Annotated in this window: 17 protein-coding genes; 3 read left to right on the top strand and 14 right to left on the bottom strand. The window is 45.2% G+C overall.

Annotation, left to right across the window (positions count from 1 at the left end):
* Positions 1-2 precede the first annotated feature (2 nt).
* From E5260_RS06500 to sufC, 13 genes are all read right to left on the bottom strand, one after another.
* Positions 3-1,406, bottom strand: a complete 1,404-nt coding sequence (locus E5260_RS06500; protein WP_003644285.1) for a replication initiation and membrane attachment family protein — start codon at positions 1,404-1,406, stop codon at positions 3-5.
* Between the two features lie 21 nt (positions 1,407-1,427).
* A complete protein-coding gene (nrdR, locus tag E5260_RS06495) occupies positions 1,428-1,943 on the bottom strand; it encodes a transcriptional regulator NrdR (RefSeq protein ID WP_003640274.1) in 516 nt (171 codons plus the stop codon).
* A gap of 41 nt (positions 1,944-1,984) precedes the next feature.
* On the bottom strand, positions 1,985-2,578 hold the full coding sequence (gene coaE / locus E5260_RS06490; protein ID WP_022638675.1) for a dephospho-CoA kinase: 594 nt from the start codon (positions 2,576-2,578) through the stop codon (positions 1,985-1,987).
* Positions 2,579-2,587: 9 nt separating this feature from the next.
* Positions 2,588-3,412, bottom strand: a complete 825-nt coding sequence (mutM, locus tag E5260_RS06485) for a bifunctional DNA-formamidopyrimidine glycosylase/DNA-(apurinic or apyrimidinic site) lyase (protein ID WP_003640272.1) — start codon at positions 3,410-3,412, stop codon at positions 2,588-2,590.
* Positions 3,413-3,423: 11 nt separating this feature from the next.
* Positions 3,424-6,072: a DNA polymerase I gene (polA, locus tag E5260_RS06480; protein WP_003644284.1), complete on the bottom strand. Its 2,649-nt coding sequence runs from the start codon at positions 6,070-6,072 to the stop codon at positions 3,424-3,426.
* Positions 6,073-6,334: 262 nt separating this feature from the next.
* Entirely contained in the window at positions 6,335-7,051 is a 717-nt protein-coding gene (locus E5260_RS06475; RefSeq protein ID WP_003640270.1) for a Bax inhibitor-1/YccA family protein, read from the bottom strand.
* 539 nt (positions 7,052-7,590) lie between these two features.
* Complete coding sequence (locus E5260_RS06470) at positions 7,591-8,478, bottom strand: helix-turn-helix domain-containing protein (protein WP_003640269.1); 888 nt, start codon at positions 8,476-8,478, stop codon at positions 7,591-7,593.
* A gap of 23 nt (positions 8,479-8,501) precedes the next feature.
* Positions 8,502-8,840 (bottom strand): metal-sulfur cluster assembly factor, encoded by a 339-nt coding sequence (locus E5260_RS06465; protein WP_003640268.1) that lies wholly within the window; start codon positions 8,838-8,840, stop codon positions 8,502-8,504.
* A gap of 293 nt (positions 8,841-9,133) precedes the next feature.
* On the bottom strand, positions 9,134-10,540 hold the full coding sequence (gene sufB / locus E5260_RS06460) for a Fe-S cluster assembly protein SufB (RefSeq protein ID WP_003640267.1): 1,407 nt from the start codon (positions 10,538-10,540) through the stop codon (positions 9,134-9,136).
* Positions 10,537-11,004, bottom strand: coding sequence for a Fe-S cluster assembly sulfur transfer protein SufU (gene sufU / locus E5260_RS06455; protein ID WP_003640266.1), 468 nt, complete (start codon positions 11,002-11,004; stop codon positions 10,537-10,539). Before sufU ends, sufB begins: the two co-directional genes overlap by 4 nt.
* On the bottom strand, positions 10,991-12,229 hold the full coding sequence (locus tag E5260_RS06450) for a cysteine desulfurase (RefSeq protein ID WP_003640265.1): 1,239 nt from the start codon (positions 12,227-12,229) through the stop codon (positions 10,991-10,993). The genes sufU and E5260_RS06450 overlap by 14 nt, the downstream gene beginning before the upstream one ends.
* Complete coding sequence (gene sufD, locus E5260_RS06445; protein ID WP_003640264.1) at positions 12,213-13,514, bottom strand: Fe-S cluster assembly protein SufD; 1,302 nt, start codon at positions 13,512-13,514, stop codon at positions 12,213-12,215. Before sufD ends, E5260_RS06450 begins: the two co-directional genes overlap by 17 nt.
* Positions 13,515-13,526: 12 nt before the next feature.
* Entirely contained in the window at positions 13,527-14,324 is a 798-nt protein-coding gene (sufC, locus tag E5260_RS06440; protein ID WP_003640263.1) for a Fe-S cluster assembly ATPase SufC, read from the bottom strand.
* Between the two features lie 255 nt (positions 14,325-14,579).
* Between sufC and E5260_RS06435 the strand changes: the two genes are divergently transcribed.
* Genes E5260_RS06435 through E5260_RS06425 form a run of 3 tightly spaced genes read left to right on the top strand, consistent with a single transcriptional unit; the run spans position 14,580 to position 16,975 of the window.
* A complete protein-coding gene (locus E5260_RS06435; RefSeq protein WP_003640262.1) occupies positions 14,580-14,804 on the top strand; it encodes a FeoA family protein in 225 nt (74 codons plus the stop codon).
* Position 14,805: 1 nt separating this feature from the next.
* Positions 14,806-16,794, top strand: a complete 1,989-nt coding sequence (gene feoB, locus E5260_RS06430; RefSeq protein WP_003640261.1) for a ferrous iron transport protein B — start codon at positions 14,806-14,808, stop codon at positions 16,792-16,794.
* A 16-nt stretch (positions 16,795-16,810) separates the two neighbouring features.
* On the top strand, positions 16,811-16,975 hold the full coding sequence (locus tag E5260_RS06425) for a FeoB-associated Cys-rich membrane protein (RefSeq protein ID WP_003640260.1): 165 nt from the start codon (positions 16,811-16,813) through the stop codon (positions 16,973-16,975).
* A gap of 288 nt (positions 16,976-17,263) precedes the next feature.
* On the opposite strand, the gene murC is transcribed toward E5260_RS06425, so the two are convergent.
* Positions 17,264-18,574: a UDP-N-acetylmuramate--L-alanine ligase gene (gene murC, locus E5260_RS06420; RefSeq protein WP_003640259.1), complete on the bottom strand. Its 1,311-nt coding sequence runs from the start codon at positions 18,572-18,574 to the stop codon at positions 17,264-17,266.
* Between the last annotated feature and the right edge of the window lie 23 nt (positions 18,575-18,597).

Here is an 18,597-nt window from a genome sequence, read left to right as displayed (position 1 = left end):
TTTTAGTCCTCCTTTTCCGAATTTGTCTCAAGCTTTGCTAGTCGATCAGCAAGCTGTTTGCGTTGGGCAGCAGTAATTTGTTTACCGGTCTGAGCTGGTTGCTTACCACTCTCAGTCTGTTGCTGTTGTTGGGCCCACTTTGGCATAATCTCCTTACGCGTCGGTCGATTGTTCTTGCGCCGTGTTGGTGTTGATTTCGGCTGTTTACGTTGCTTCAAATACATCAAAGCCGCTTCCGGCGTCGTAATGCCGTGTTGTTGCCAATCATTGGCGACTGTTTCTAGCAAATTACGATTAAGGGCAGCTAACTCCCGATTTTGCAATAAGTAGTAGATCACCATGTTGATGACGGCATTGGGTAATACCCCCCGACCAATTAAATCATGAACTAGTCGGTTCTCACCGCTCGTCACAAAACCATGTTTCTCCTGCTTCAAAGCTGATAAAAAGTCATACGGCGCTGTCTGCTTAGCATACGTCACGAGTTGCTGCTCAGCCGTTGAGAGCTGTGCTGAAGCCTTGTTATCCTTAGTGGTCGTCGTTGCAACCGTTGCTTCCGTAGCGACCTGCTGACTCGAAACTGCGGGCCGTTCATAGCGCCGCGCAATCAATAATTTCAATTGATTTTCATCAAACTGACCCGTTGTTAAACTAGCCACTTCACTGATTAACTTAGCCATCTCAATCTCACTGATGCCGTAGACCCGACTTTCCGTAATGATCAGTTGCCGTGAACTCGCAACCTGTTTGAGATCAACATAGTTCTGCTTCAAAATTTGCCCCAACAGTTGCCAGTCAAAGTCATCGTCACTGAGCACGGGCGAGTGATCCTCGGCCGGTTCATTGGCCGCCAATTGGGCGCGCACCTTTTGCACTGAAAGAGGTGGCGTCGTAACTTTTTGACTATCAACGTGAAACACATCTAAGATATTTGCCGTCACGTCTTTGGCAGCCGTCAAGTCAATCGGCTGTGCTGCAAAATCGCCAGCAAGTTGTTGATAACGTAACTCACCGACCGTATCTAACAATAGGACACTCAATAGATCATCCGCAAAGAATTGTAACGCCAGTAATGGTGCTTGTAATTGATAAATGTACATGGCACCCAATTCATCTTGTTGATAATAGCTGCGCAACAAGCCAGTTGCTTCAAGTTTACGCCGAGCCGCTAACACCGTCGGCAAGTCCACATTTAGGATGCCCAGCAGTTCCGCGTGACTGCGTCGATTGCTCAGCTCATTCTCGCTACTCTGTAAGCTACGTAACGCCGCGTACAAGCTATATGCCAATGGCCCCATCAGTGGCAAGTATAATTCCGCCAATACAGCTTGTTGCGCCGCACTGAGCGCTGGTGCTTGCGGGACCACTAACCCAGTTTTGGGTGTTAAGGGTTCATCATTTGGCATGTTGTTCACCATTCTTTTTAACTAATCTTTTTTTCGTTTAGGTGCGTGGGTCGTCTTCGCTGACGGTTTTGCCAGTTTGACCTTATCACGCTCCATCATATCTTGGAGTTCATTCAAGAAGACGTGCATATCCTTGAATTGCCGGTAAACACTGGCAAAACGAATGTACGAAATTTCGTCAATATCTGCCAATTGCTCCATGACATACTCGCCGATAACTTGGCTTGAAATTTCATTTTCGCCCAGTGACCGGACCTTATTTTCAACATCATCAACGACGCCCGTCATGGTTTCCATGCTAACGGGTCGTTTCTCGGCCGAGCGAATAATTCCGCGCAAGACTTTTTCACGATTGAATTCTTCGCGGGCACCATTTTTCTTAATGACTAATAATGGCGTGGCTTCGACCCGTTCAAATGTTGTGAACCGGAACCCACAGTTTTCGCATTCCCGGCGCCGTCGAATCACGCGACCATCATCAGTTGGTCGACTGTCAACCACGCGGGAGCCATTATGATGACAATGTGGACATTGCATAGACTTCTCACCCCTTGTAACAACTAACAATCAGTTTTTCTTTATTTAGTAATAGTTTTCAGCCATTTTAACACGGCTGCTTTAGTTTTATCAATGTTGGCCCCGTTATCAATGACAACGTCAGCCCTTGCGACCTTCTGTGCAAGTGGCATTTGGCTGTCAATTCGTGCCTGAGCCGCCTGTTGCGATAAGTGGTTACGCGCCATCAACCGCTGCAATACTACGGCGGGTGATGCCGTCACAACCAACACTTGATCACAAACATGTTGCCAGCCACTTTCAAATAACAACGGCACATCTAAAATAATTGCGTCGGGCTGTTGCTGGTTTGCCGCGACAATCGCTTCGAACATCGCGTACTGAATCGGTAACCGTGTAATTGCGGTTAAGTCTTGTAAAGCTTGAGCATCGTTAAAAACCAACTGGCCAAGCCATGGCCGATTCAGTCGCCCGTCTGCCAGCACTGCTTGCTGACCAAAGTGCGCCACAATCTTTTGGGTCGTCGGTTGGCCTGGCCCTTCAACCTGCCACGCGATTTTATCCGCATCAACGATTGGTAACTTAGTTGCCAGCAGCTTAGAAACAGTCGACTTACCAGTGGCAATGCCACCAGTCAATCCAATCAACTTTGTCATCTTGATCACCTACAACCGTTGTTCTAACGGGCAAAAATGGGTCCCTCGCTGTGCCACTTTGATTTTCTCAATAATTGTGCCACACCGTTCGCAAGGTTCCCCTTCACGACCATAGACGTGTAAGTGATTTTGAAACTGACCGGCTTCACCAAATGCCGTTGAAAATGAATGAACAGTGGTGCCGTGACCTTTAATTGCCATCGCCATTTCATCAATAATGTTTTGGCGCAATGTTGCAATCTCATCAGTAGTTAGTGAATTAGCAGGCCGCATTGGATGAATCTTACTCATCCATAGCGTTTCGTCCGCGTAAATATTCCCAATGCCCGCAATCTTACTTTGATCCAACAATAGTGGCTTGATCATCTTTTTCGACTTGCCAAAAGTGGCCGTCATATAAGCCAGTGTTAACTGTTCAGCAACGGGTTCCGGGCCAATTGTCCGCAATCCCGCCACCGTGTTTTCTTCACCGGTCGGCACGAGCGTCATTCGCCCGAACTTACGCGTATCGTTGTACAGCAAATCACGATCATCGGTCAGATGGAAGATCACGTGCGTGTGTTTACCTTGATCTTCACCACGCGGTACAACATTATACTTGCCTTCCATCCGCAAATGCGACACCATCGTCAGACCATTGCTAAAGCGAAACAACAAATACTTCCCCCGCCGATCAATGGTCTGGATCGTTTGGTTGGCTAAACGCTGTTTGAAACTATCGACATCATTATTAATAATTTTCGGCCAAAAAACCTCGATACTAGCAATCGTTGCCCCGCTAACCAGACGATTTAAGCCGCGACGAACAGTTTCAACTTCAGGTAATTCAGGCATGGTGGTTCCCCCTATTTTGCATCGTACCAAGTATCACCGTAGTGGCTCTCAACCTTTAACGGTACGGCTAACTGTACGGCGGAATCCATCACGCTTGGCACTAATTTTTCTAAAACTGGAATTTCTTCTTTTGGCGCTTCAAAAATCAATTCATCATGAACTTGTAACAGCATGGTTGCTTTCAAACCCGCAGCCTGTAACTTATCTTGCATCTTAATCATCGCAATCTTGATAATATCAGCCGCACTCCCTTGGATGGGGGTATTCATGGCTGTCCGTTCAGCGAATGAGCGTTGGTTGAAGCTCTTGGAATTAATATCTGGCAAGTACCGGCGTCGATGTGAAATGGTTTCCACATAACCTTGTTTTTTCGCCGTTTGGACAATTTCATCCATATACTTTTTGACACCCGGATATTCTTTGAAGTAAGCGTCAATAAAGCTGCGAGCCTGTTTACGCGTAATGCCGATATTTTGTGACAAGCCGTAATCACTAATTCCATAGACGATTCCAAAGTTAACCGCCTTGGCTTGCCGTCGAATATTTGGCGTCACCTCTTCAGCTGAGTTCAAATGAAAGATTCGCATGGCCGTTGCGGCATGAATATCATCACCCGCTTTAAAAGCGGCCTGCATATTTTCATCATCAGTAATATGCGCGAGAACCCGTAATTCGATTTGCGAATAATCAGACGAGAAAATCTGCCAACCTTCATGACTAGGAACAAAGGCTTGTCGAATCTTACGTCCTTCTTCCAAGCGCACCGGAATGTTTTGTAAGTTTGGATCAACGGACGATAACCGGCCAGTTTGGGTCAACGTTTGCAAGTAGCGCGTATGCACTTTTTGATCAGCAGAATGAATGGCATCTAACAAACCGATAACGTAGGTCGATTGAATCTTCGAGATCTGCCGATATTGTAAAATATTAGCGACGATTGGTGCTTCCGGTGCTAACTTTTCTAGAACGTCTACGGCGGTAGAATACCCTGTCTTGGTCTTCTTGATTACGGGTAATTTCATTTCTTCAAACAAGATGTGACCTAGTTGCTTAGGTGAATTAATATTGAACTCTTCACCGGCTTCTTGATAAATCGTCTGTTCAATTTCACTCAACCGTTCTGTAAACTGACTGCCCATGGCTTTAAGTCGACTGCTGTCGACCGTAATGCCGGCGATTTCCATCTGAGCTAAGACATTAGCCATCGGTTTTTCGATATCATCGTAAAGTTGATCCTGCTCATTGGCTGCCAATTCCTTTAATAACTGTGGCTTCAAACTAGCGATTGCGGCCAATTTCCGGGCGAGATGACTAAAGAAGACGTCATCATCTTCAGGAATGGCACGCTTAACGCCCTTACCATAAACGGTCTCGTCACTCGGCAAGTCAGTGTACCCGTGTTGCTCAGCTAAACTTCCCAAGTCGTTACTGTTATCATTTGTATCTAATAAGTATGAAACGAGTAAGAGATCAAAGTCGACTTTACCTAGCTGAATACCCAAACGATTAAGCCCGACCGTCGTGCGTTTCATATCAAAAACGTCCTTGGTAATCGTTGTGCTACTCAAGAGGTCAGCCACAGTCGGTTGCATTAATAATTCCACATCCCGACTGATGTACCAGTGATCATCCGCTCCGATGGCAAAGCCAGCAAAGGCCGACGTGTGGTAGTTTGGCGTTGGCATCTCCAAGTAAAAGTCCACGTGGTCGGTAAATTGTTGCAATTCCGTCAGGTTAGCTTTCGTCAAGACGGTATAATCAATGGGCGTTGCTGGTTCGTCCGACTGTAGGTGTAATTTCTTCAAAAATGATTGAAAGTCCATCTTCTGATAAAACGCGGCCAGCTGGTCAAGATCCGGGCCATCATAGGATAAATCAGCCAATTGAACATCAATCGGCGCATCCCGCTTGATTGTTGCTAGCACCTTAGCTTGCGCCGCTTGTTCGCGATCCTCAATCAGATGTTCCTTCATCTTGCTCTGCTTCATGGCATCGATGTTTTCATAAATGCCTTCCATCGTACCATACTGTTTGAGTAATTTAAGGGCGGTCTTCTCACCAACCTTGGTGACACCCGGATAGTTATCCGAGGTATCACCTGTCAACCCCTTCATATCAATAATTTGTGCCGGTGTGATGCCCAGCTTTTCTTCAACGTGCGCCGGCGTATAGCGTTCCACTTCAGAAACACCTTTAACGGTCACGGCCACCGTGGTATGCTCGGTCGTCAACTGCGTCAAATCACGGTCACCAGTGACGACCGTCGTGGTGTAGCCGGTTTGATCCGCTTGACCGGCCAGTGTACCAATAATGTCATCGGCTTCGTAGTCTTTTAATTCATAATGTTTGATACCATATGCGTCTAATAGCTGTTTGATATACGGCATTTGTTCAGAAAACTCACTGGGCGTCTTAGCCCGGCCACCCTTGTAATTATCGTACATGGCTGTTCGAAACGTGGTCTTACCCGCATCAAAAGCCACTAACATATCCGTGGGTTCGACTGCCTTGATCATGTGGTCAAGCATTGTGTTGAAGCCATAAATGGCGTTGGTATGCAGGCCGTCTGGATTTACGAACCGTTCCAGTTGACTATGCAACGCAAAGAACGCCCGAAATGCCACACTGTTACCATCAATCAGTAATAATTTTTTTGCCATTAGTTTGCTCCCCATCTCTTAATTTAAATCATCATTTTTATGAAAATCCGTCACTCAGACCATTAATACCACTCGATTGACGGTCTGATTCGCAGCGCCTGTCAGTACAGGCTGAACGACTAATTATTTACCCTTATAATTGTACCAAACAATTAAGTAAAACGGGAGTTCGGTCCACCGAAAACCCGTGAAATAACTCATTTTCGGTAAATTAAAAGGATTATGACATCTTGGTCATAATCCTTAATAATTATCTTAATGATTAGTCGCGGCTTGAGCCACCGAAGATTTGGACGAAGTAGAGGAACAAGTTAACGAAGTCCAAGTATAATTGTAAGGCCCCAGTAACGGCCAAACCAGTCGATGAAACCTGGTCACCATATTGTAAATACATGTTGCGCATCCGGTTAGCGTCCCACATGGATAAGCCGGCGAAGATCAATACACCAATGTATGAAAAGATGTAACTAATCATGGCACTTTGTAAGAACATATTGACCAGTGAAGCGACAAACAACCCGATTAAAGCTGCAATCAAGTGCGTCCCAATACGTGAAATATCACGCTTAGTCGTCGTCCCAATCACCGCCATGGTCGCAAATACAGCTCCAGCTGCAACGAACGCACCGGTGATAACGGCACCCGTGTATAAGGACAAGGTCACTGACATTTCAACCCCAAAGATGATGGCAAAGAGCATCAGTAAGGTGAAGCTCATCGCTGGATTGCGTGTCGCGTTGACTTGAATCCCACCAATCATCACAAACATGCTGACAATGAAGATCATCAAGAAGATGAATGGGTGTTGTGAAAAGGCGGCATTAATTTGTGCTTGGAACGTGGTCATCGCTAAGTAAACGGTAAAGGCCGAAACTAACACGGCGATTGTCATAAACCCATACATTTTAGTTAGGAAACTACGGAGGCCAACTTGTGTGTTGATGGTCCGTGGTTGTGGGTCATTTTGAAAATTGTTCATAAAATCCCTCTTTCACCTAAAAATTGACTACTCGTTACTTTTTCCGAGTTAAGATTAAAAATTGAGTTTGTGCATCGTTACTAACGCGGACTGCGCTAGTAACAACACCACACTAGTTTGTCAATCATTTGCCTATGACTAGCCATCTCAATCAGTCACCTCAACTTTCTTAACTTAAGTCTATCAAATTAGTCAAAGAAGGTAAAATAGTTTGTGCCTGTGAATTTAATAAGAATTTCTTATGTCTAAGTGAATTCCATTCAATCATTGTCTTTAATGGATTACCGCTACATTAGGATTTTCCGGAATGGGACACCATAAGCGTTTATAATAGAACTTCAATCGGTAGGACTTTTTGCGGGACATCCGGGGAAGATTTTTTAGGGGCGGGCGGCGTCATACATAACTTTCTAAATAAGAAGTCCCACACTAGTATTGACTTGCTAGTGTGGGACTTCTTATTATTTAATGTACAAAGCATTGATTAGTTTTAGCATGTTGGAAACTACAATAAAACACTAAATCTAGCCATTGTCTTGTTAATTGTTTTCTGAAGCAGAAATACCCTGCAAATATCGTTGTCGCAATGCAGCTACCTTAACCTCAACAACTTGATTATGATTAATCCGTGCAAAAGCTTCTGTTTCACTCATTAACCGCTTAATCAATTTATCCGAAAGTTGTTGCTTAACAGCATTCTCGGTCGCTAAGTATTTCAATCTTGGTAAGTAATACGTGACATGTTCATCTGAGCAAAGCGCTACCCCATCATCTATTAGACGATTACTTGTGACGAAATCACCACTAATTGCGTAATACTCTGCCGTATAAAAGATTAGGGTTAACAGCCGTAAGTAATCATTTGCATATCCTGATGAGCCAGCGTGCTCGACATAGTATCGTACTCTCCTGAAATAAAATTGAGCTTTCTCAGGCTCAGCTAACCGGCCATACATGACACCCAGACCGACATAAGCTAGCGGTGTGAAAATTGTTTGGTGAGCCCTATCCAAATCATCAACGATTTGCGAGAAGGAAAAACAAATATCACTGGCTGTTCCATTAATCAACGAACTTAGCATGCCACATAAATAGTAATATTGCATCCGTGAAGGTACCGCATCAATTTGCTCAACTTTCAGGTCTACCAATGATTGCAGGACTGATTGATAATCTTCCATCATCAGTCGTCGCTCAATCTCATCAAGTTGCTGTCGAATTTGGGTCACTGAATTAGCCTGGTTTTCACTTAGATCATCAACTGTCAATCCCAGACGAGCGCAGAGCTGATTTAAAATTGCTAATGCTGGTACTCGCCCACGCCGTTCAAACTTACTTAAAGTCGCCTGCGTACAAATTCCGTTTGATAATTTGACTTGTGAAATTTTTAAAGCTTTTCGCCGGGCAATAAACTTTTCAATATCCATCGCACACCACCTTGTCTCACCCGTTAGCCATGAATGCCAAGGGCAACCTTAGCAAAACGACTCATTTTATCAATTCCCCAAGCAGGTTCCCAGACCAAGTCAAGTTCACAATTCTTAACACCATCCACACTCATAATTGCTTGATTAATTTGACTTGCCAATAAATTTCCTAATGGGCACCCCATCGTCGTCAACGTCATCGTTACCGTGCAGCTACCATTATCGTCTACGTCAACACCATAGATCAAACCAAGGTTAACCATGTCAACGCCCAGTTCTGGATCAATCACCTGCTCTAACGACTTCATGACCGCGTCTTCAACGGGTGAGAGGGCCTTATCCTCGCCAAGTTCGTCTGCCATTCTGCCACACTCCTGTCTGTTTAAAACTGTTTTTAATTATACCATTGTTAGAATATACGTTAATAATCCTAATTTATAATAAAGTACGTCGCCAATATTAACGAAAAGGCGAATCAGCATGATAAAAACACTAACCGAGATACAATTTTAAATTACTACAATTATCAACCATCCTAGCTGGCACGATTATAATGGCTAACATTCATCAACAATCATTTAACCAAAAAACTCGAATCGCAATCTCGCATGCCACTCAAGTTTTATTTTAACATCAGCTTAACCAATCCCCCTTACTACCCGATTGAACCTTCCATCTCAAAGCTGATTAACCGGTTTAATTCAACAGCATATTCCATCGGTAATTGCTTCGTAAATGGTTCTACGAATCCCATGATAATCATTTCGGTTGCCTTAGCTTCTGAAATTCCTCGGCTCATCAAGTAGTAGAGCTGTTCTTCTGAGATTTTGGACACCTTAGCTTCGTGTTCCATCGCGACGTTAGCACTGTCGATTTCATTATACGGAATCGTGTTGGAAGACGACTGGTCATCCATGATGATCGTATCACACTCAACATGTGCTTTGGAACCGTCTGAATGCTTGGCAAAACGCACGGTTCCACGGTAATCAGTCGCACCACCAGTCTTAGCGATGGACTTCGAAACAATCGAACTGGAGGTATTCTTAGCATTATGAATCATCCGAGCACCAGAATCTTGGTGGATGCCATTGCTGGCAACCGCGATCGATAACATGGTCCCGCGGGCACCTTCCCCATTCAAATAAACGCTTGGGTACTTCATCGTAACCTTCGAACCTAAATTCCCATCGACCCATTCCATCGTGGCATTTTCGGCCGCTGCAGCTCGCTTAGTTTCCAGGCTATAAACATTGTCAGACCAGTTTTGAATCGTTGTATAACGGCAGTAAGCGTTGGGCTCAACATTGACTTCAACAACGGCCGCGTGCAAACTATCTGAAGAATAATTAGGGGCCGTACACCCTTCGACATAGTCGACACTGGCACCATCTTCCACGATAATCAAAGTCCGCTCAAACTGACCCGAGTTTTCAGCATTTAACCGGAAATATGACTGAATTGGCGTCTTCGTCTGGACACCCTTAGGCACATAAATGAAGGACCCACCTGACCAGACTGCCGCGTTTAAAGCCGCAAACTTGTTATCGGTTGGTTTGACGAGTTTCCCAAACCACTTCTTGAACAGTTCTGGATAATCGTGAAGCGCCGTATCGGTATCGGTAAAAATAATACCTAACTTTTCAAAATCTTTACGCATATTGTGATAAACGACTTCAGATTCATACTGCGCCGATGAACCGGCTAAGTATTTCCGTTCAGCTTCAGGCACACCTAACCGGTCGAACGTCCGCTTCAAGTCAGCTGGGACTTCTTTCCAGTCACGGAACTTTTTATCGGTCATCTTCTGATAATACAGCATGTCCTTCAAGTCGAGTTTCGTGAGATCCGGGCCAAACTTAGGCATCGGCATCTTTAAATACTCATGATAGGCATTTAACCGATAATCCAACATCCATTGTGGCTCATGTTTTGCCGCGGAAATTTCGCGCACCGTGGCTTCCGTTAATCCTCGCCCAGTTGAATATGCTGGTTTGACATCGTCATGAAATCCATATTCATAATCACGGTCATTTTTGACCACGTCAGGTACTTCACTCATACTTCTGATTCCTCCTCATTGCCATTTTCAGCAAGCAATGCCCGTTGCAAAGCCCACCAAGCTAGCGTGGCACATTTGATTCGTGCCGGAAATTGCATAATATTCGATAAAATTGCGGCGTCTTCTAAGGCATCCATATCGGCCTGCGGGTGTTGCTTGCCAATCGCCATATCCGAAAATGTCTTAGCCATTGCCAATGCCTGTTCTTTCGACTTACCCATCACCGCATCCGTCATCATACTGGCCGATGCTTGACTGATGGTACAGCCCTCACCCGTAAATCCAATATCTTCGATTTGATCATGCGCATCCAATTGAATAGCCAAATTGATGACGTCGCCACAAGTTGGATTTTTCAACGTAATGGCATGTGTTGCGTTTGGCAACGCATTTTTATGATGCGGATGATCACCATGATCTAAAATCACTTCGCGATATAAGCCACTTAATTTAGACAGTCCCATGTTCGAAAAACTCCTTTGTTGCTTGGAGTGACGTTAATAATTGATCAGCGTCCGCTTGTGTATTGTAAATGTAAAAACTAGCCCGTGCAGTTGCTACTAAGCCGAGCGCTGCCATCAGGGGTTGTGCACAGTGATGACCCGCGCGAACGGCGACACCTTCCATATCCAACGCGGTAGCCGCGTCGTGCGGGTGCAAACCGTCGATATTAAAGGCGATGACGCCCGTATGATGTTGGGGATCTTGGGGACCGTAGACCGTGACACCAGGCATTGCAATCAACTTAGGCAATAAGTAATTGACTAATTGCTGTTCGTGTTGCTGAACTTGATCCATACCGAGTTGCGTCAAATAATCAACCGCCGCGCCCAAGCCGATCGCACCGGCAATGTTCTGAGTGCCCGCTTCAAACTTCCACGGTAGTTCCGCCCAGGTACTGTCATCACGGTGAACAAAGCCAATCATCTCACCACCAAATTGATACGGTGGCATCGTAGCTAATAAATTCTCACGACCATATAGAACGCCAATGCCGGTTGGTCCCAGCATTTTATGCCCCGAAAATGCGTAAAAATCAACATCGAGTGCCTGGACATCGACCGGCATATGAGGGGCTGCTTGCGCCCCATCCGCAATCATCAGGGCACCGTGTTGATGCGCCAATCGTGCTAACGCCTTGATTGGATTGACCGTTCCCAATACATTACTAGCATGGGTCACTGAAACGATTTTTGTTCGATCCGTAATCTTGTTGGCAGCATCGGCCATGTCCAATTCACCAGTCGCCGTTAACTCAATATATTTCAAGGTGGCGTGCTTACGCAATGCTAACTGTTGCCACGGAATTAAATTACTATGGTGCTCCATAATGGAAATGACGATCTCATCACCCGCTTGAATATTGGCTTCGCCATAAGTACTGGCAATCAGATTGAGACTATCCGTCGTCCCTTTGGTGAAGACGATTTCATCCGTTTTTGCAGCATTGATGAACCGTTGCACCTTGGCGCGCGCAGCTTCGTATTGACTAGTGGCCCGCTCTGCTAAGGTGTGCACACCGCGATGAACATTGGCATTATCGTGTTGATAAAAGTGAACGAGCGCATCCACGACTTGGTTGGGGCGCTGAGCAGTCGCCGCATTATCCAGGTAGACAAGTCGTTCATCATTCACTTGTTGGTTTAGAATGGGAAAATCTGACCGTAACGTCTCAAAATTGGATTCCATCTTCAAGCTTCCTTTCAATCGTGTTCGTTAAGCGAGTCCGGACAGTCTTCGATGGGATCGCACCAATCACGGTACTTAAGAAGCCCCGAATAACCAACCGTTGGGCCTGTGGTTTATCAATCCCGCGACTCATCAAATAGTACGTTTGATTTTGATCAATTTGACCAACACTTGCTGCATGTCCAGCTAACACGTCATTTTCATCGATCAATAGAATCGGGTTCGCGTCACCATGGGCATCATCAGACATCATCAAAACCCGATTTTCCTGTTCAGCATGTGCACCGGAGGCCCCGTGAATAATGTGACCGATTCCGTTAAAAATCAGGTTAGACTTTTCCATAATGACCCCACGTTGTACGATATTGCCGTCAGTCTTCTTACCACGGTTAGTGACCCGCGTATTAACGCAGACATCCTGGGCCTTAGTCGTCACTGTGATGACCTTGGCATCGGATTTGGCGCCTTCACCGATCAGTTCCGAGTCAAAGTCCCCGAAAGTGTTACCATTATTCATCATCCCGATAGCCCAATCGACTTTGGCTCCCCGACTGATTGCGGCCCGCCGATTCAAATAAGCAGTCGTGTTGGCCCCGAGTTCATCGAACGCTGAAAAATGCACTTCACTGTCAGCCCGTGCCAAAATTTCTACAACACAGTTGGCGATATTATCGACGTCACCCTTCGTTGTCAGGTGCTGAGTTACTGCGAAATGACTGTCTTGTTCAGCCACAATCAAGACATGACTAATTAACGGTTGCACTCGGGTACTATCCTGGATCGTGGTGATCTCGATTGGTTCTTTGACAGTAACCCCTTTAGGAACATAGAGGAAGACCCCGGCGTTCAAAAACGCGGTATGGTAACTGGTCAATCGGTCCTCGTCAGTTTTGACGACTTTGTCCATAAAATGTTTTTCAGTTAGTTGCGGATGTTCGCGAAAGGCCGTGAACATATCGGTCAAAATGACGCCTTGATCATCTAGTTCATCAGGCAAATTGACGGTCACCGTTGTCTGCCCAACTTGTACGATTTGGATATGACCAGCTTCGGCCGTTACATCAGTTGCTAAAGTTCGATCCGAACGACTGAACTTTAGTGGTTGGTCGGTGGGCGTCAGTGGCCAGTCGCGAATACTAAAGCGATCAGCTTTGGGAACCGCTAGGCCTTGCATCGCATCTAAAGCCGCTAAACGGCGTTCAACGAGCCAGTGCGGTTCACCATGTTCGTTAGCAGCCGCAGCTAGCGTTGTTTTGATAGTTTCATAATCAGCAGTTGCTTCCATTACTGCCACCCCCTAATCTTCGTCGTCAACAAGTTTGACATCAATGTTCAAATCGTCACGTAAACCAGCATAACCTTCTTTTTCAAGGGTCTTTGCTAAGTCGGCGTTACCAGTCTTCACGATTCGACCACCCATCATCACGTGAACGACATCGGGCACAATGTAGTTTAACAGCCGTTGATAATGCGTGATAATCAATGAGCCGAAATTATCGCCCCGCATCGAATTAACACCCTTAGAAACCACTTGTAACGCATCGATATCAAGCCCGGAATCAATTTCGTCCAATAAGGCGAATGATGGCTTGATCATCAATAATTGCAAAATTTCGTTACGCTTCTTTTCACCACCGGAGAAACCTTCGTTTAGGTAACGTTCCGTCATGGATTCGCTCATATTAAGTAGTGCCAAGTTCTTGTCGAGTTCTTTAAGAAAGGCCATCACTGAGATTTGATCATCGGCTGGTCGGCGTGCGTTCATTGCTGCCCGTAAAAATTCAGCGTTGGTGACCCCTTGAATTTCAGCTGGATACTGCATGCCGAGGAAGAGTCCCTTACGTGCACGTTCATCAACTGGCATGTTTACGATACTTTCGCCGTTCAACAAGATATCACCCTGAGTAACGTGATAAGCCGGTTGGCCCATAATAGTTTGTGATAAAGTGGACTTACCAGTCCCATTTGGTCCCATAATGGCATGAATTTCACCAGTTTTCATAGATAAATTGACGCCTTTTAAAATCTCACGAGACTTTTTTTGCTCATCATCCGTCACTTCAACGTGTAAATCTTTAACTTCCAAGGTTGCCATTTAAATCATCCTCCAACAATTGAATTTATTACCCAAGCCGTTATTCCTTCCGTATATAATGATTAGTCAACGGCTTCAACAAAAATAGCGTAGCATCGGCCTTTTTGTATTCTATACTTAGAGTATAACCGTTTTCATTTCAAAAGAAAATAAGGCTTTTCCCCATATTAATAAAAGCCCTTTCATGCTATGATGTAGGTATAATATTTTTGATGAATTATTCACTATTGGAATATTCAGAAAGGACTGAGCCTTATGCTAAGTCAATCCGTTACTAATACATCACAACTACATATTCAACAATTCACAGGTTTGGATAATCAGACCGTTCAACGATTGCACAGCTTAGGGCTACATGTCGGCAGTCCGCTGGCCGTTGTCCGCTACTATCCGTTTCACGGACCAGTAATTGTTCAGATTGATCAACAACGGATTGGGATTCGGTACACCGTATTTCAAACGTTGATTGGAGGCCATTAAGATGACGACGGTTGCATTGCTCGGAAATCCCAATACTGGTAAGACCACGCTATTCAATGAACTGACGGATAAATACGCGTACGTCGGTAACTGGACCGGCGTGACCGTTGAGAAGAAGATGGGCCGGATTCGGCACTCTGAAGTTGAAATGGTCGATTTACCCGGAGTCTATTCACTTAATCCAATCACCAAAGATGAAGCAGTCGTCACCAACTATCTGCTACATAACCACCCTGATCTAATTCTGAACGTGACCAACGCGAGTCAGCTCAAGCGTAACTTACTACTGTCGATCGAAGTGTTGGAATTTGGCGCACCGGTGATTATCGCACTCAACATGATTGATGACCTCAAACGGACGGGCCATTATTATGATTTTGACACGCTAGCTGAACAACTTGGCTGTCAGATCAAAGCGACTAACGCCCGCAATAAAGAAGGGCTGCATCAGCTACGCGAAGACTTATTGGCAGGTCCCCATCCGGCCGCGACACCGCTCAAACTCAACTATCCTTTCATGATTGAGCAAGCCATTCGTCAGGCTAGCCAACAGCTCATCAAAAAATTTGATTTGACAGCAGACTTCGCACGGTGGCTGACGATTCAATTTATTAATCAAAATAAGCCAATTCGAGCCTACGCGAAACACATGGGATTGACACCACTCACTAGTCAAGCCGCTTATTACGACGCTCAAAAATTCGACGAGCAGATTTTCCAAACCCGACTAGACTTTATTGAGCAAACCTTAGCCAGCGCTAGTCAAAACTTGGCAAGCACCAGCCACGTCGAGATGACTGCTAAAATCGACAAGTGGGTCACCAATCCGTTCTTAGGGCTACCCGTCTTCGTGGGAATCTTCTACTTGATGTTCAAATTATCCTTTGATTGGGTCGGCACGCCCCTGTCAGATTTGTTAGATAGCTTCGTCTCCGGACCACTATCCACCACCGTGAGTCACTGGTTGACCATGGCTGGAGCCATCCCGGTCTTGCGCTCACTGATTGTTAACGGCCTAATTGCAGGGGTCGGTGGCGTGCTCGTCTTTATTCCCCAAATTTTTGTCTTGTTTGCCTGTATTTCAATCTTGGAAGATTCAGGTTACATGGCACGAGCAGCACTAGTTACGGACCGCTTGATGCAGATGATTGGACTCAACGGGAAGGCATTTATCCCCCTAATTATTGGATTTGGATGCAACGTCACTGGTATTATGGCCGCCCGGACAATTGAACAACCTAAAGAACGCTTAATTACAACGCTGATTTCCCCATTTATGAGTTGCTCCGCCCGTCTGCCAATCTACAGCCTATTTGTGGCCGCTTTTTTCCCGAAAAATCAGGCCCTAATTGTCTTGTCGATTTACTTTCTTGGCATTGCGGTCGCCCTCGGTATGGCTAAATTTTATCAACTGATTTTCAACGTCGATGATAGTTCCGTCTTCATCGTTGAGTTACCACAGTATCATATTCCCCGGGCTGACATTATTTGGCGTGGCACCTGGGATAAGGGTAAAGGGTTCATCAAAAAGGCAGGTACTATCATTTTTGCCGGTACGGTCTTGATTTGGTTACTTTCCTCATTCGGCACTAGCGGCTTAGTCAGCGACATCGACAACAGCTTTGCCGCGACACTTGGCAAAACACTATTACCGCTGTTCGCGCCACTCGGTGTGACTGCTTGGCAAGTTATCTCAGCCCTCTTTACTGGGATTCTAGCCAAAGAAGTCATCAGCTCTAGTATGATGGTAATGTTCCACAGCGCAAATCAGGCCGGCTTGATTGCCATGATGGGGCGCTTTTTCACACCGTTATCCGCATACGCGATGCTCGTCTTCATCTTGCTATATGTCCCGTGCTTCGCCACGATTGGGACCATCAAGTCCGAGACTGGATCGACCAAGTGGGCTGTTTACGCCGTCTGCTCGAGTTTGGTCATTGCTTACACCTTGGCCTTCGTCATTTACCAAGTTGGTCAATTATTTATCTGAAAGGAGTTTGATTCACATGGCATTATTCGTTAATTTCTTAATTATCGCACTAATTATTGGGGCTGCTGGCTATCAGATTTATCGCGTGGTCAAACGTGCTAAAAAGGGCAAATGTGCGGCCTGCGACTATGATTGTGAAGCTAAGAAAATGTTAAACAAAGCCCAGAAGCAACAAAACTAAGACTACTGCACCTGCCTCACTAACCACGTGGTTAATCCTTAGAAATCATACACACTAATAAAACACCAATGACGGAGATTCTAGTGAATTATCCTCATTGGTGCTTTATTTATCGACTGCATAAGTTCCATTAAAACTTGTAAGGTCAAAATAGGTCGCACAACTGTTGTCTAGCAATAATCTAACATCTCTCATAGGGTTTCATCTTGGATGCTAACGCCGGTTTACGCTAAATCAATTTAAAGACGGACTAAAAAAGCGGCCCTGCTGGGGCCGCTTTTTTAAGAATTATTTCATTTGGTCTTCATAAATTTTTTCGTACTTTTGAATGTCACCAGCACCCATAAAGACAGCGACGGCATTGTGGTAAGCCGTTAAAGCAGACATGTCATCGGTCGTGATAATTTCACCACCATTGGGTAACTTAGCAGCTAAGTCTTTGGAGGAAACATCACCAGATTTTTCACGGGCAGAACTGAAGATATTGGTCAAAAAGACGTGATCTGCCTTGCTTAAGCTGGCTGCAAAGCCATCCATCAATGCTTTCGTCCGTGAGAACGTATGTGGTTGGAATACGGCCAAGATTTCCTTATCCGGATACTTTTGGCGTGCAGCATCCAATGTTGCTTTAATTTCTGATGGATGATGTGCGTAGTCGTCGATCATGACCATATCGCCAACTTGATGTTCTGAGAAACGTCGTTTAACCCCACTAAAGTCGAGGAGTTCCCGCCGAATTTCGTCCAAGTTCACCTTTTCAAAGTAAGAAACCGCAATGACAGCCGTGCTGTTTAAGACATTGTGTTCACCAAACAATGGGATTTCAAATTCCCCTAACGATTCATCGTGATACTTCACTTCAAATGAAGACCCCTTAGTCGTTCGTTTGATATTAACCGCTTGAAAGTCGTCACGGTCATTCGTCCCGTAATAGTAAATTGGGGTATCAACATCGAGGTGTCGTAAACTTTCATCGTCACCCCAAGCAAAGATGCCCTTCTTCACTTGATTGCCAAATTGTTGGAAAGCGGATTGAACGTCAGCTAAATCCTTGTAGTAATCAGGATGGTCAAAGTCAACGTTCGTCATGATGGCATAATCGGGATGGTAAGCAACGAAGTGCCGCCGATATTCATCCGCTTCAAAAACGAAGAAACGCGCGTCAGGGGTGCCTTTACCGGTCCCATCACCAATCAAGTAACTGGTGGGAGCGATATGACTCAAAACGTGGGACAACAAACCAGTTGTCGACGTCTTCCCGTGAGTCCCGGCCACACCAATACTCGTGAAGCCTTCCATTAATTTTCCAAGAAATTCATGATAGCGATAAACGGGCAACCCCATTTCACGCGCCTTTTTGATTTCAGGATGGTCATCAGTAAATGAGTTCCCCGCAATCACTGTGAGGCCTTCGCGAATGTTATCTTCGGAAAACGGTAGCATCTTAATGCCAGCTGCAGCTAGACCTTTTTGCGTAAACGTATATTGTTCAATATCTGAGCCTTCAACTTGGTAACCCTTGTCATGTAAAATCAAGGCTAGTGAGCTCATCCCAGAGCCCTTGATCCCAACAAAATAATAAACCGTTGCTTTATCCATTATGCTAATAATCTCCCATATTC

This window comes from Lactiplantibacillus plantarum, assembly GCF_014131735.1.
Lineage (GTDB): Bacteria > Bacillota > Bacilli > Lactobacillales > Lactobacillaceae > Lactiplantibacillus > Lactiplantibacillus plantarum.
The sequence above is the reverse complement of the archived record's forward strand: the minus strand, read 5'-3'. Positions and strand labels throughout refer to the sequence as shown.

Bases quoted from the DNA above. Each gene is read 5' to 3' on its own strand.
- E5260_RS06500 (WP_003644285.1), bottom strand. From the start codon at position 1,406: ATGCCAAATGATGAACCCTTAACACCCAAAACTGGGTTAGTGGTCCCG.
- nrdR (WP_003640274.1), bottom strand. From the start codon at position 1,943: ATGCAATGTCCACATTGTCATCATAATGGCTCCCGCGTGGTTGACAGT.
- coaE (WP_022638675.1), bottom strand. From the start codon at position 2,578: ATGACAAAGTTGATTGGATTGACTGGTGGCATTGCCACTGGTAAGTCG.
- mutM (WP_003640272.1), bottom strand. From the start codon at position 3,412: ATGCCTGAATTACCTGAAGTTGAAACTGTTCGTCGCGGCTTAAATCGT.
- polA (WP_003644284.1), bottom strand. From the start codon at position 6,072: ATGGCAAAAAAATTATTACTGATTGATGGTAACAGTGTGGCATTTCGG.
- E5260_RS06475 (WP_003640270.1), bottom strand. From the start codon at position 7,051: ATGAACAATTTTCAAAATGACCCACAACCACGGACCATCAACACACAA.
- E5260_RS06470 (WP_003640269.1), bottom strand. From the start codon at position 8,478: ATGGATATTGAAAAGTTTATTGCCCGGCGAAAAGCTTTAAAAATTTCA.
- E5260_RS06465 (WP_003640268.1), bottom strand. From the start codon at position 8,840: ATGGCAGACGAACTTGGCGAGGATAAGGCCCTCTCACCCGTTGAAGAC.
- sufB (WP_003640267.1), bottom strand. From the start codon at position 10,540: ATGAGTGAAGTACCTGACGTGGTCAAAAATGACCGTGATTATGAATAT.
- sufU (WP_003640266.1), bottom strand. From the start codon at position 11,004: ATGGGACTGTCTAAATTAAGTGGCTTATATCGCGAAGTGATTTTAGAT.
- E5260_RS06450 (WP_003640265.1), bottom strand. From the start codon at position 12,229: ATGGAATCCAATTTTGAGACGTTACGGTCAGATTTTCCCATTCTAAAC.
- sufD (WP_003640264.1), bottom strand. From the start codon at position 13,514: ATGGAAGCAACTGCTGATTATGAAACTATCAAAACAACGCTAGCTGCG.
- sufC (WP_003640263.1), bottom strand. From the start codon at position 14,324: ATGGCAACCTTGGAAGTTAAAGATTTACACGTTGAAGTGACGGATGAT.
- E5260_RS06435 (WP_003640262.1), top strand. From the start codon at position 14,580: ATGCTAAGTCAATCCGTTACTAATACATCACAACTACATATTCAACAA.
- feoB (WP_003640261.1), top strand. From the start codon at position 14,806: ATGACGACGGTTGCATTGCTCGGAAATCCCAATACTGGTAAGACCACG.
- E5260_RS06425 (WP_003640260.1), top strand. From the start codon at position 16,811: ATGGCATTATTCGTTAATTTCTTAATTATCGCACTAATTATTGGGGCT.
- murC (WP_003640259.1), bottom strand. From the start codon at position 18,574: ATGGATAAAGCAACGGTTTATTATTTTGTTGGGATCAAGGGCTCTGGG.